Genomic DNA, 13,437 nt, shown 5'->3' with positions numbered 1-13,437 from the left:
CATGAGCAAAGTTGAGAATATGATTCCGTCAGAAACAAATCCAGACTGGTGGCGCGGAGCCGTCATCTATCAAATATACCCGCGTAGTTTTCAAGATAGTACCGGCGACGGCATCGGAGATTTACCCGGTATTACCAATAGGTTAGACTATATTTCTAACCTCGGGGTCGATGCTATCTGGATTTCGCCGTTTTTCACTTCGCCGATGAAGGATTTCGGATATGATGTGAGCGATTATTGCGATGTTGATGCGATGTTTGGCACGTTGAGCGATTTTGATGCGCTGGTCTCCAAGGCGCATTCTCTTGGTTTGAAAGTCATGATTGACCTTGTCCTTTCGCATACATCAGACCAGCACGATTGGTTCAAGGAAAGTCGGCAATCTACTGATAACCAAAAAGAAAACTGGTACGTTTGGGCCGACCCTAAGCCGGATGGAACACCTCCAAACAACTGGTTGTCAATCTTCGGTGGACCCGCTTGGACGTGGGACGCGAGGCGTTGCCAGTATTATTTGCACAACTTTTTAACCAGCCAGCCTGACCTCAATCTCCATGAACCTGCGGTTCAGGAAGCCTTGTTGGATGTGGCGCGGTTTTGGCTTAAGCGCGGGGTAGACGGGTTTCGCCTTGATACCATCAATTTCTACTTTGCAGACAAAGAGTTACGTGACAATCCTGCGTTGCCAAAGGAAGCGCGGAACGATTCAATTGCGCCTTCGGTGAACCCTTATAATCATCAGGAGCATATCTACTCCAAAAATCAGCCGGAAAACATTGATTTCCTTCGTAAATTTCGCGCAGTGATGGTGCCATACGGGGCCGCCGCAGTTGGCGAAGTGGGCGATGCGCAGCGTGGTCTTGAAATCATGGGGCAATATACGGCTGGCGACGACTTGATGCAGATGTGCTATGCCTTTGAATTCCTTTCACAAACGCCGCTGACTGCGACACGGGTTGCCGAGGTTTTGAATGAGGTCGAACGGGTCGCTTCGGATGGATGGGCATGCTGGGCCTTTTCCAATCATGATGTCGCACGCCATGCCAGTCGCTGGAATTTGTCGGAAGGGGCGAAACGCCTGTTTCCCATCCTTATCAGTAGTTTGCGGGGATCAGTTTGCCTGTATCAAGGCGAAGAACTGGGTTTGGAAGAGGCGGACGTTGCCTTTGAAGACTTGCAAGATCCCTATGGAATCCAATTTTGGCCAGAATTTAAAGGGCGCGATGGATGTCGTACCCCCATGGTTTGGGAGCCATCGAATGCAAATGCGGGATTTAGTACGCATAAGCCGTGGCTACCGGTTCCTGCGGAGCATCTTCATTTGAACGCCTCCGCCCAAGCGCTTGATCCAGCATCACTTTTCCATCACTACAAGTCCGTTTTGGCCTTCCGCTCTAAGCTTTCCGCTTTGAAAGTAGGAACGCTTACCGATCTCGAAGCGAACGGCGACATTTTGACATTCAAAAGGTCCAGCAACGATATGGAACTCTTGTGTTATTTCAATATGGGCCAGGGTGCACACAAGATCGTTGCCCCCTCAACGGGCTGGCAATTTATCGGGCAGGAAATCGGCCTCGCGCAGGATGTAAATCTCGCGCCATGGCAAGGTGCAATCTTGCGCCGCACGCACACATAGGAGGGGATAATGGCAGATCTCAAATTAACGAACATTGTCAAATCCTACGGCAATACGAATGTCCTCAAGGACATCAACCTGACCATTAAAACCGGTGAATTAATTGTGTTTGTTGGCCCGTCGGGATGTGGGAAATCAACGCTTTTACGCATGGTTGCGGGGCTTGAGCGCATCACATCGGGGTCGCTCGAAATCGACGGAACTGTCGTGAATGATGTGCCGCCTGCGGAACGTGGGATTGCCATGGTGTTTCAATCCTATGCGCTTTATCCGCATATGACGGTACGCGATAACATGGCTTTTGCCCTCGGCATTGCCAAGATGCCAAAGGCGGAAATTAACATCGCCGTAAATAGGGCCGCCGAGAAGCTCCAGCTGACCGACTATTTGGATCGGTTGCCAAAAGCACTCTCTGGCGGGCAGCGGCAACGGGTGGCGATTGGACGGGCGATTGTGCGCGATCCAAAGGTATATTTGTTTGACGAGCCGCTCTCAAACCTTGATGCGGCCCTGCGGGTGGCGACACGGATTGAGATTGCCCAACTCAAAGAGGCGATGCCCGATAGCACGATGATTTATGTGACCCATGATCAGGTGGAAGCTATGACATTGGCGACGCGGATTGTGGTTTTGGCCAACAAGGGCATTTCGCAAGTTGGTACGCCACTTGAGTTGTATGAGCGGCCCGAGAACGAATTCGTGGCGCAGTTTATCGGCTCGCCCGCGATGAATTTGATTGCGGGCGAAATCGTCGGGACGGGGGCGCAGACCACGATTGCCTTGAGTGATGACACACGGGCGGTGTCCAATGTGCCAACACGCCCTGAAGATATGGGCAAGAAGGTTAATGTCGGGGTGCGTCCGGAGGACCTTGTGCCGGCCGAGGACATTCCAGTTTATAAGGGGTCGGTTGCCATCACTGAAGCGCTTGGCGAGGTCACATTGCTGTATTTCCATAAGGATGGCCGTGACGAGACCTTCGTCGCGAAATTGCCCGGAATTCAGCAGGTTTCAAAAGGGGCAGTCGTCGCATTAACCGCACCGCCCGAGAAAATTCATGTCTTCCACGAGGGGCGTTCGTTGCTTTATCGGGACTAGGGCATCTTGTGTTACCGTAGTCGCTGTGGAAACCTCGGTTTTTTTCCCGTGGAGATTCCCAATGACCACCCCCAAAAACGAATTGATTGCCGCTCTGCGCCGTGACGAAACTTGCCTTGGATTGTGGGTCGGTTCCGCGAGTGCAACCGTGGCCGAAATCGCGGCGCAGGCTGGGTATGATTGGGTGGTTCTAGACGGGGAACACGGCCCAAATGACATAACATCCTTGCGAGACCAATTGCGGGTTCTTCAGGGGCATGTTCCCGTCGCCGTGCGAGTTGTCACTGGCGCGGATTGGATGATCAAACAGGTTCTTGATCTGGGGTTTCAGACGGTTTTGGTGCCAATGGTGGAAACCGGCGCCCAAGCGCAGGAGTTGGCGCAAGCTATGCGCTATGCGCCGCAGGGGCGTAGGGGCGTTGGCGCCATGGTGGCCCGTGTGAGTGGCTATGGCGCGGATACGACCTATATGGCGAATGCGAACCAGGAGGTTGCGTTGATGGTGCAGGTTGAATCCGCCCGTGCGATTGAGAATATCGATGCGATTGCGAATACAGAAGGCGTTGATGCCGTATTTATTGGCCCCGCTGATTTGGCGACGGATATGGGACATGTCGGGGGATATGGCCCTGAGGCGATGCACCCAGACGTTATGGCGGCAATGACCCACGCCGCCGCGCGCATTCGGGCCGCGGGCAAGCCCGTTGGGATTTTCGCAGGGAACACGGACCAAATTGCCCCTTTCGCCGCTCTTGGTGCGCGCTTTATCGCGGTCGGAAGCGACGTGATTTTGATGCGGGAAGCCTTTGCAAGTCGGGCGGCGTTGGCCCGCGCGTCCCTTGGGAAATAGACCATCGACACGAAACCGCGCTTTAGGGGTTTCTAAATGTCCGGTTCCATGCGATATGGCCTCGTCAAACGAAGCATCCAAGGAGAATCCCCATGGAAATTCGCGAGGCTCTTACCTTCGACGATGTCCTACTTGTTCCGGCCGCCTCATCGGTGTTGCCGTCTACCGCTGATACCTCAACGTTTGTGACGAAATCTATTCGTCTTAACATCCCGTTGCTGAGCTCTGCGATGGATACGGTCACCGAGGATCGCATGGCGATTGCGATGGCCCAGGCCGGCGGGATGGGTGTTATCCACCGCAATCTTGATGTTGAGGAGCAAGCGCGCCAAGTGCGCCGTGTAAAACGCTTCGAGAGCGGCATTGTTTTCAATCCCATCACCCTGCGCGCCGAGCAAACGCTGGCCGATGCCAAGGCGCTCATGGAACGCTACAGGATTTCTGGATTTCCGGTTGTGGACGGTTCCGGACGGGTTGTTGGCATTGTGACCAATCGCGATATGCGGTTTGCAACTGACGATAAAACGCCTGTTTCGGCAATGATGACGGGTACGGATCTAGCCATCTTGCGTGAACCTGCTGACCTCGCAGAGGCGCGTTCCTTGATGCAGGCCCGCCGGATCGAAAAACTCCTTGTGACGGATAGCGACGGTAAATTGACCGGTTTGCTGACCCTCAAAGACTCCGAGCAAGCCGTTTTGAACCCAGACGCCACCAAAGACGATCTTGGACGGCTGCGGGTTGCTGCGGCGACAACAACGGGCGACGCAGGATTTGAACGCACGATGGCGCTGATTGATGCTGGAGTGGATATTGTGGTGATCGACACGGCCCACGGCCACTCTGAGGGTGTTGCGCGCGCTGTTGAGCGTGCGCGGGCCGTTTCAAACGACATTCAGATCATTGCGGGCAACGTGGCCACAGCCGAGGCAACGAGGGCCTTGATCGGAGCAGGGGCGAATGCCGTCAAGGTTGGGATTGGACCCGGTTCGATTTGCACAACGCGCATGGTTGCCGGTGTGGGCGTTCCACAACTTACTGCCGTGATGGATTGTGCGCGCGGGGCGGCCGAAAGTGGTGTGCCTGTGATTGCAGATGGTGGCATCAAATTTTCGGGCGATTTCGCCAAAGCGATCGCCGCAGGCGCAAGCTGTGCCATGGTCGGCAGCATGATCGCAGGAACCGATGAAAGCCCCGGCGAAGTCATTCTCTACCAAGGCCGTAGCTTTAAGTCTTACCGTGGCATGGGCAGCCTAGGCGCTATGGCACGTGGTTCTGCGGATCGGTACTTCCAGAAAGACGCCGCCAGCGACAAACTCGTGCCCGAAGGCATTGAGGGGCAGGTGCCTTACAAAGGAACGGCCAGCAACGTCATCCACCAGTTGGTGGGCGGGCTTCGCGCGGCAATGGGCTACACGGGCAATGCGACAGTGGAAGAAATGCGCCGCAATTGTTCCTTCGTAAAAATCACGGGGGCAGGCCTCAAAGAGAGCCATGTGCATGATGTACAAATCACCCGCGAAAGCCCGAATTACCGCATCGGATAAAGAGAAGGGCGTTTATGCGCCCTTCAAAATACGCGCCCATAGGGCCGCCTGAAAGGATACCAAAATGACACCTGGTGCACGCGTCGCTTCTGCGATTGAGATTTTGGATGCCGTTTTGGCGGGGGACCCTGCGGAAAAACAACTGACGACTTGGGCGCGCTCAAATCGCTATGCGGGGTCCAAGGATCGCGTGGCGGTGCGCGACCTTGTGTTTGAAGCCTTGCGTTGCAAACAGTCGTTTTCCGTCTGGGGCGGGGAGCAAACGGGCCGCGCAATTCTAACGGGGCTATTTCGTGCGCAAGGCCTTGATCCGCAGGATGTATTTACTGGCGAAGGTTACGCGCCCAAACCCCTCTCCGAGGAGGAATTGGCCGAAGGTCACGCGCCACAGGATCACGATGCACTCGACGTTCCCGAATGGCTCGCGCCTCAATTGCAAGCGGATTTAGGCGAAGACTTCGCACCTGTCCTGACGCTGCTTCAATCCCGCGCCCCTGTGTTTTTGCGGGTGAATTTGCAAGCGACCACACGCGACGCAGCGATTGCGGCTTTGGCCGCTGAAGAGATCGTGGCAAAGGCGCACGACTTGTCCCCCTCTGCCTTGCTGGTGACGAAAAATCCACGTCGTGTACAGAATTCCAAGGTTTTCGCAGAGGGCTATGTTGAACTTCAAGACGCGGCTTCGCAATTCGTCACAGACCAAATTCCCCTCAAAAACGGCGCACGTATATTGGACTATTGTGCTGGGGGCGGTGGAAAATCCCTCGCCCTTGCGGCGCGGATGCCCAAGGGCGCGGTCTCCCTCTTTGCCCATGATATCTCCCATCTTCGTATGCGCGATGTCCCCGTTCGGGCTGAGCGCGCAGGGGTTGAGGTCACGGTTCTGGAAACTGTCGAGGTTGCGCAAAACGCCCCCTACGACGTTGTCGTGTGCGACGTGCCCTGCTCGGGGTCTGGCGCGTGGCGGCGTGCGCCAGACGGCAAATGGGCACTCACGCAGGAACGCCTTGATGAATTGACGAGTATTCAAGCGGAAATCCTTGCTAAAACAAAAGAGTACGTTGCTAAAAGCGGTGTCCTCGCGTTTTTGACATGCTCTCTGTTACGCGCCGAGAATGAGGCCCAGGTCGAGGCGTTTTTGGTGGCGAATTCCGATTGGAGATGTATGTCCCAAGAGCGGTTGACCCCCTTGGCTGGCGGAGATGGGTTCTTTGTTGCTATCTTGAAAAGGGCCTGAACGGGGCGCAATTTCGCAATAACGCAATTTTTTTGTGGTGATTGTTCACAAATTTGTATGGGGCAGCCATTTATTAATGCAAGCTTAACCAATCGTGCTTGATGCTGCATCAAGTCGAATCGAATTTGGGAGTTCCTTGTGTCAGAGAATGCGCTGTCGCCCGCCACAGCACAAAAATCGGCGTCCCTTCTGTCGATGCGAATGGTTCCGATTCTTATTGGATCTGGTGTGCTCGTAGTGTTGGGGTTTGTTGTTCCTGCACCTAAACTCGGGATCGCCTTTCTTGCTGCGGGTTTGACACTGGCATTTATGGCGTTGCTGCTGCATGCGAATACAATGCGCTCCGCACGCCGGCGCGCCAGAAGCGTAAAAGCCGTGGCGAAAGTTGTCCGCAACGAACCCTCGCCAAGCTTTCTTACTAGCCCAGACGGGGAGATTGAGTATCAAAATATAGCGGCGAATGAACGGTTTAGCTTCTGTACAGGCAGATCCCTCGCAAGCTGTTTTGGCGATCTGTTTGCAAACCCATCGTCGGTCGTCTTTCGCCTGCAAAATAAAGCGCTCGCCCTTGGCTCAGCGCGCGATGATATCGTGACGCGACGCGGGCATGTCCGTATTTCCGTACATCTATCTGGGTCGGATTTCTATGTGTGGCGCTTGGACGAACTCGCTGACCAATCTGGCTCGAGAGGCGGCGCCGAAGGTATGAGTTTACCCATGCTAACGGCGAGCAGGTCAGGAACCGTATTATTTATGAACGAATCCTTTCGCCGACTGGTGGGGGAGCGTGTGAAAACTCTGGATCGAATTTTCAATTCTTTGCCAGTTCGAAGCGGTATGGAAAACGAAATTACCACCCGAGAGGGCCCAATGCGGGCTGTTGTTGCGGAGCTTGAAAGCACCGGAGGTCGTAGAGAGATTTATATCTTGCCGCGTAACCAATCGAATGACCTCGTGACAGGAGATTGGCCGTTTTTCGACGATATCCCTGTTCCCTTGATGAAAATTACGTCCGATGGCTTGGTTGTGGCGGCGAATAAAAAGTCGCGAGACTTATTGGCAAGTGACATTCCTGAGCGCACCCCTCTTTCTGATCTTATGGAAGGTTTGGGGCGTTCAATCGTCGATTGGTTGTCGGAAGCCGCACAGGGGCGGGGAATGAACAATACGGAGTTTCTAAAAGCCAGAAATCCCGACAAAGAGGTTTTCCTTCAAGTGACATTAAGTCGTGTGATTCAAGACGGTGTTCCCCTTCTTGTGGCAGTTCTCAATGATGCGACGGAACTCAAAACACTTGAGGCACAGTTTGTGCAAAGTCAAAAGATGCAGGCGATTGGACAGCTCGCAGGCGGAGTAGCACATGATTTCAACAATCTCCTCACCGCGATTTCAGGGCACTGCGACCTGTTGCTACTGCGACATGACCAAGGAGATTCCGATTTCGCTGATCTGGTTCAAATCAACCAGAATGCCAATCGAGCAGCATCGTTGGTTGGGCAGCTTTTGGCATTTTCGCGCAAACAAAATCTAAGTCCAGAGACGATCGATCTGAGTGACACGCTTTCTGACCTTGCGCATCTTTTAAACCGCCTTGTAGGAGAGAAGGTCGTTTTATCTGTAACACATGATCCAGATCTTCAAACAATTCGTGCGGACAAAAGACAGCTTGAGCAGGTGCTTATGAACCTTGTTGTAAACGCGCGAGACGCGATGCCTGATGGTGGTGAAATTCGTGTTGAGACGCAAAGTCGCACGCTACGCGTCCCCCTTGAGAGAGATCGGGCCGTTGTTCCACCAGGAGATTATGTCATCGTTCGTGTTAGCGATGAAGGGGTCGGAATACCCGCCGATAGGTTGCCTAAAATTTTTGAACCCTTCTTCACAACGAAACGAACTGGAGAAGGGACGGGGCTTGGGCTTTCCACAGCCTACGGGATTGTGAAACAGTCGGGTGGGTTTATTTTTGTAGATAGCGTGGTTGGAAGCGGAACCTCGTTCACACTCTACTTCCCAGCATTTGACGGTCCCGTCGAGCAGCCAGTTGCCCCAATAATAAGGGATCAAAGCTATGTATCCAAAACGGGTGAAGGCGTTGTGCTCCTTGTTGAGGACGAAGCCCCCGTTCGAGCGTTTGCCTCAAGGGCGTTGCGTCTTCGAGGCTACACTGTGCTCGAAGCTGAAGATGCGGAATCGGCTCTGAAAACCTTGGAGGACAAAGAATTAACTGTTGATATCTTTGTGACCGATGTGATTATGCCTGGTATGGACGGTCCGAGTTGGGTGAAAATTGCGCTAAAAGACCGCCCAGGTGTTAAAGTCGTTTTTGTTTCAGGGTATGCTGAGGAGGATTTTTCCGACAATCAACGGCAAATACCCAATTCAGTGTTCCTTCCCAAACCTTTTTCGCTAAACGATTTGACGTCGACGGTTCAAAATCAACTCATTTAACGCCTTGCAACCTCCCAAACAGCAAACTCTTCTGCTCGCTTTCTTCGTAGCCTCTCCTCCATTTCGGAGGAGAGTACCGCACTGCCTTCTGGAGATTGATTCGTACGCGCGAGCGAGATACTGATGTTTAGACGGGCTTCAAGGAATTCAATTAGTTTGTCCAATTGCTCATATTGGAATAGATGCGTCACACCAATCGGCCCGTTATGGCGGGAAACAAAAATGGCCTGCGATCCAACGTTCGAATGGGCTGGTTTTCTATTTTTCAAGTAGCCTTCGACAAAGGTGTCAAAACTAATTCCGGCGGAACTATTGGGGCTACCGGCTAAATCTGGGCGGCTACGGTACCGATACCAACTCCCAAGCCAGTCAATCGGATTGCGAACAACCGCGACGGTTTCAATCTCTACATCAAAATTTTCAAGTATAAACGGCTTGATATAGGTATTAAATCGGACGAGTGGCATGTGTTTGAACATCGGCGGGTTGGTGATTCTCATATCCGCAATTGGCCCTAACGCCACTTCTATCGCAGAAGTTCCCGTCTTGGGGACTGCCAAGAAAACAAGTTTTTGTTTCCAGAAAACAAGCATTTAGACCCATCCTTTTCTCTCATTCTTTCTCGTAAACTACTCCTTAAGAAATTAAATAAATAGTGGTTTCAGTAAATTTGTATTGAAATGTTCTCACTTTGATCTCATAAGAGAACAAGAGGCGAACATTGTTGATGATTGCTGCCCGTGACGGGGTGTGAAATAAGGGACTGGAAAACATGGCAACGGCAGAGCTTTCAAAAATGAGCGATAAAAAATCTCAAGACAAGCAAAAGGCGCTGGATGCAGCGCTCGCGCAAATCGAGCGTCAATTTGGCAAGGGCGCAATTATGAAATTAGGCGCTGGGGCAATTGCAGAAATCGAGGCGTCTTCTACAGGATCCCTTGGTCTGGATATTGCCCTTGGCATTGGCGGTTTGCCAATGGGGCGGATCATTGAAATTTACGGTCCAGAGAGTTCCGGGAAGACGACACTGACGTTGCATTGCGTGGCGGAACGGCAAAAAACCGGAGGGGTCTGTGCTTTTGTCGATGCAGAGCATGCACTTGATCCAGTCTATGCAAAGCGTTTGGGGGTCGATATTGATGAGTTGCTGATATCTCAACCTGATACCGGTGAACAAGCCCTTGAAATTGTTGACACTCTGGTGCGTTCTGGCGCGGTTAGTATGGTCGTAGTAGATTCCGTTGCCGCGTTAACACCAAAATCCGAGCTTGAAGGCGACATGGGGGATAGTTCGGTTGGTGTTCAAGCCCGCCTCATGAGTCAAGCGATGCGAAAATTAACGGGATCGATTTCGCGCAGCAATTGCATGGTCATTTTCATTAATCAGATCCGTATGAAAATCGGCGTTATGTTTGGCAGCCCTGAGACGACTTCAGGCGGTAACGCGCTTAAATTCTATAGCTCAGTGCGTTTGGATATTCGCCGGACTGGGTCCGTGAAAGACCGCGATGAAATTGTTGGCAATTCGACCCGCGTGAAAGTCGTGAAGAACAAGGTGGCACCGCCCTTTAAGCAAGTTGAGTTTGATATCATGTTTGGTGAGGGGATTTCCAAGACAGGTGAGTTGCTAGATCTTGGTGTCGCAGCGGGTGTCGTCGACAAGTCTGGCTCATGGTTTAGCTACGGCGACGAGCGTGTCGGTCAAGGCCGCGAAAACGCCAAGGCATTCCTTGCCGATAATCCTGTGATTGCCCTTGAAATCGAAGATAAAATTCGAGCGGCTCACGGTTTGGATTTCGGTGAAAAGAAGACCAATGACAGTGATGATATTCTCGAAGCCTAAATCGTCTCAAAATTGAAGTAAAAGGCCCGCTGAACGTTCAGTGGGCCTTTCTTCGTATGGACAGGGCGCGGGTGCACAGCTAAACCAAGGAAACCATGAAAATTCTATCTGAAAGAGCGTGCCATGCCGAGCTTAAATGATATTCGATCCACTTACCTTGATTATTTCAAGGGCAACGGTCACGCGGTTGTTGACAGCTCGTCCTTGGTTCCGCGCAATGATCCCACGCTTATGTTTACAAATGCGGGTATGGTTCAATTTAAGAATGTGTTCACAGGTGTTGAAAAGCGCGACTACTCCCGCGCCACCTCGAGCCAAAAATGTGTGCGCGCTGGAGGCAAACATAATGACCTCGACAATGTTGGTTATACTGCGCGCCATCACACGTTTTTTGAAATGCTCGGGAATTTTAGTTTCGGCGATTATTTCAAGGAAGAAGCCATTCCCTTCGCGTGGGATTTACTGACCAAAGAGTTCGGGATCGACAAGGATAAACTCCTCGTTACGGTTTATCACACCGATGATGAGGCCGCGAATATTTGGAAGAAATATGCGGGCCTGTCGGATGATCGCATTATCCGCATCCCGACGGACGATAACTTTTGGTCGATGGGCGCCACAGGCCCTTGTGGACCGTGTACGGAAATTTTCTACGATCACGGCGATCACATTTGGGGTGGCCCTCCCGGTTCACCAGAAGAAGACGGCGATCGTTTTATTGAAATTTGGAACATCGTTTTCATGCAGTTCGAGCAGCAAGAAAACGGCGACCGTTTGAACTTGCCCAAGCCGTCTATTGATACGGGCATGGGGCTTGAACGAATTGCGGCCTTGCTACAGGGCAGCCATGATAATTACGACACCGACTTGTTCAAAACGCTTATCGAAGCGTCGGCAAGTGTAACGGGGCAGGCGCCTTATGGTGACAAAAACGTGCACCACCGCGTCATTGCTGACCACCTTCGCTCGACGTCATTTTTGATTGCAGAGGGTGTTATGCCAAGCAACGAAGGGCGCGGGTATGTGTTACGTCGCATCATGCGTCGCGCCATGCGGCATGCGCATCTTCTGGGGGCTAAAGATCCAGTTATGCACCAGCTCGTTCCCGCTTTGGTGAGCCAAATGGGCGGTGCGTATCCTGAGTTGTCGCAAGGCCAAGCGATGATCCAAGAGACCTTGAAGCTTGAGGAACAACGGTTCCGGCAAACGCTTGATCGGGGCCTGAAGCTCTTGGACAATGAGATTTCAGGGCTTGCAGAAGGGGAAGACCTTTCCGGTGAATCCGCCTTTAAATTGTATGATACCTATGGATTTCCGCTCGATCTGACGCAGGATGCTTTGCGGGAAAAAGGCCGCTCGGTTGCCATCGAGGGCTTTGAAAAAGCCATGGAGAACCAGAAAACAATGGCCCGCGCCGCTTGGTCGGGGTCGGGCGAAACCGCAGACGCTGCGATTTGGTTCGAACTTGCGGACGCCCATGGCAGCACCGAGTTCTTGGGCTATGAAACTGAGGTCGCTGAGGGGCAAATACTCGCGATCGTTTCTGAAGGAGCCGCACAAAATGCGGCATCCAAAGGGTCCAAAGTTCAGGTTGTCGTGAACCAAACACCGTTTTACGCGGAAAGTGGTGGCCAAATTGGCGATACGGGGCTTTTGAAAACGGGCACTGGCGCGGCCAAGATCACCGACACACGTAAAATTGGCAGCTTGTTTGTTCATTCCGCAACCGTTTCTGAGGGCGAGATTTCCACAGGGCAGGGCGCGGAACTTCAGGTTGACCACGCGCGCCGTGCGTCTATTCGGGCCAATCACTCCGCGACACACCTGCTGCACGAAGCCCTTCGCGCTCGTCTTGGTGACCATGTGGCGCAGCGTGGATCGTTGAATGCAGATGATCGTTTGCGGTTTGATTTCAGCCACGGCAAAGCGCTTGAGGCCGAAGATCTTGAACAGGTGAGTGCCGAGGTAAATGCCTTTATCCGTCAAAACACGCCTGTGGACACACGGATTATGACGCCAGATGATGCGCGCGCCCTTGGCGCCCAGGCGCTGTTTGGCGAGAAATATGGCGATGAGGTCCGCGTTGTTTCGATGGGCGTTGCCGCAGGGTCCAAAAAGGGACTGTCGGGAAATACCTATTCTCTGGAGCTTTGTGGCGGGACACATGTGAAGCGTACGGGCGATATCGGTGCGTTTATCTTGCTGTCTGACGGGGCGTCTTCGTCGGGTGTGCGTCGGATTGAAGCTCTTACGGGCGAGGGTGCGTTGGCCCATATTCGCGAGCAAACTCAGCATCTTGGTGCTCTGACGGGGATGCTCAAGGCGCAACCAGCACAGGTCCCTGACCGTGTGAAAGCTTTGATGGATGAGCGCAAATCCTTGCAAAACGAAGTGGCACAATTGCGTCGTGAGTTGGCGATGGCAGGTGCGGGCGAGGCCGCAGAAGCGCGGGACGTTAACGGCGTTGCTTTTCTTGCGCAGGTTCTGTCGGGCGTCAGCGGCAAAGACCTGCCCGATTTGGTTGCGCAGTACAAAGTGCAGATTGGATCGGGTGTGGTTTTGTTGATCGCGGATGTGGATGGCAAAGCGGCGGTCGCCGCGGGCGTTACCGATGATTTGACAGACAAGATTTCCGCCGTGAATTTGGTACAGGCTGCCGTGGCGCATCTCGGCGGTAAGGGGGGCGGTGGTCGCCCCGCGATGGCACAGGGCGGCGGCAGCGATGTTTCGCAGTCGGACGCAGCAATTAAAGCGGCAGAAGCCGTAATTGGAGGATAA

Annotated in this window: 9 protein-coding genes; 8 read left to right on the top strand and 1 reads right to left on the bottom strand. The window is 53.0% G+C overall.

Annotation, left to right across the window (positions count from 1 at the left end):
* Nucleotide 1: 1 nt before the first annotated feature.
* The 6 genes from AB9F26_RS16855 to AB9F26_RS16830 all read left to right on the top strand — a co-directional run bounded on the left by AB9F26_RS16855 (nucleotide 2) and on the right by AB9F26_RS16830 (nucleotide 8,816).
* Nucleotides 2–1,636, top strand: coding sequence for an alpha-amylase family glycosyl hydrolase (locus AB9F26_RS16855; RefSeq protein ID WP_369768538.1), 1,635 nt, complete (start codon nucleotides 2–4; stop codon nucleotides 1,634–1,636).
* A gap of 9 nt (nucleotides 1,637–1,645) precedes the next feature.
* Nucleotides 1,646–2,734 (top strand): sn-glycerol-3-phosphate ABC transporter ATP-binding protein UgpC, encoded by a 1,089-nt coding sequence (locus AB9F26_RS16850; RefSeq protein ID WP_335584463.1) that lies wholly within the window; start codon nucleotides 1,646–1,648, stop codon nucleotides 2,732–2,734.
* A gap of 61 nt (nucleotides 2,735–2,795) precedes the next feature.
* A complete protein-coding gene (locus AB9F26_RS16845) occupies nucleotides 2,796–3,584 on the top strand; it encodes an HpcH/HpaI aldolase/citrate lyase family protein (protein ID WP_369768537.1) in 789 nt (262 codons plus the stop codon).
* Between the two features lie 92 nt (nucleotides 3,585–3,676).
* Nucleotides 3,677–5,131: an IMP dehydrogenase gene (guaB, locus tag AB9F26_RS16840; protein WP_335584465.1), complete on the top strand. Its 1,455-nt coding sequence runs from the start codon at nucleotides 3,677–3,679 to the stop codon at nucleotides 5,129–5,131.
* Nucleotides 5,132–5,195: 64 nt separating this feature from the next.
* A complete protein-coding gene (locus AB9F26_RS16835; RefSeq protein ID WP_369768536.1) occupies nucleotides 5,196–6,368 on the top strand; it encodes an RsmB/NOP family class I SAM-dependent RNA methyltransferase in 1,173 nt (390 codons plus the stop codon).
* 195 nt (nucleotides 6,369–6,563) lie between these two features.
* A complete protein-coding gene (locus AB9F26_RS16830) occupies nucleotides 6,564–8,816 on the top strand; it encodes an ATP-binding protein (RefSeq protein ID WP_369768550.1) in 2,253 nt (750 codons plus the stop codon).
* On the opposite strand, the gene AB9F26_RS16825 is transcribed toward AB9F26_RS16830, so the two are convergent.
* Complete coding sequence (locus tag AB9F26_RS16825; protein ID WP_335584467.1) at nucleotides 8,813–9,409, bottom strand: gamma-glutamyl kinase; 597 nt, start codon at nucleotides 9,407–9,409, stop codon at nucleotides 8,813–8,815. The genes AB9F26_RS16830 and AB9F26_RS16825 overlap by 4 nt on opposite strands.
* A gap of 179 nt (nucleotides 9,410–9,588) precedes the next feature.
* Here AB9F26_RS16825 and recA point away from each other — a divergent pair, with 179 nt between their 5' ends.
* The gene (gene recA / locus AB9F26_RS16820; RefSeq protein WP_039000818.1) at nucleotides 9,589–10,659 is read left to right on the top strand and encodes a recombinase RecA; all 1,071 of its coding nucleotides are present in this window, start codon (nucleotides 9,589–9,591) and stop codon (nucleotides 10,657–10,659) included.
* A gap of 123 nt (nucleotides 10,660–10,782) precedes the next feature.
* Nucleotides 10,783–13,437: an alanine--tRNA ligase gene (gene alaS / locus AB9F26_RS16815; RefSeq protein ID WP_369768535.1), complete on the top strand. Its 2,655-nt coding sequence runs from the start codon at nucleotides 10,783–10,785 to the stop codon at nucleotides 13,435–13,437.

This window comes from Falsihalocynthiibacter sp. BN13B15, from assembly GCF_041205415.1.
Classification (GTDB): domain Bacteria; phylum Pseudomonadota; class Alphaproteobacteria; order Rhodobacterales; family Rhodobacteraceae; genus Falsihalocynthiibacter; species Falsihalocynthiibacter arcticus.
The sequence above is the reverse complement of the archived record's forward strand: the minus strand, read 5'-3'. Positions and strand labels throughout refer to the sequence as shown.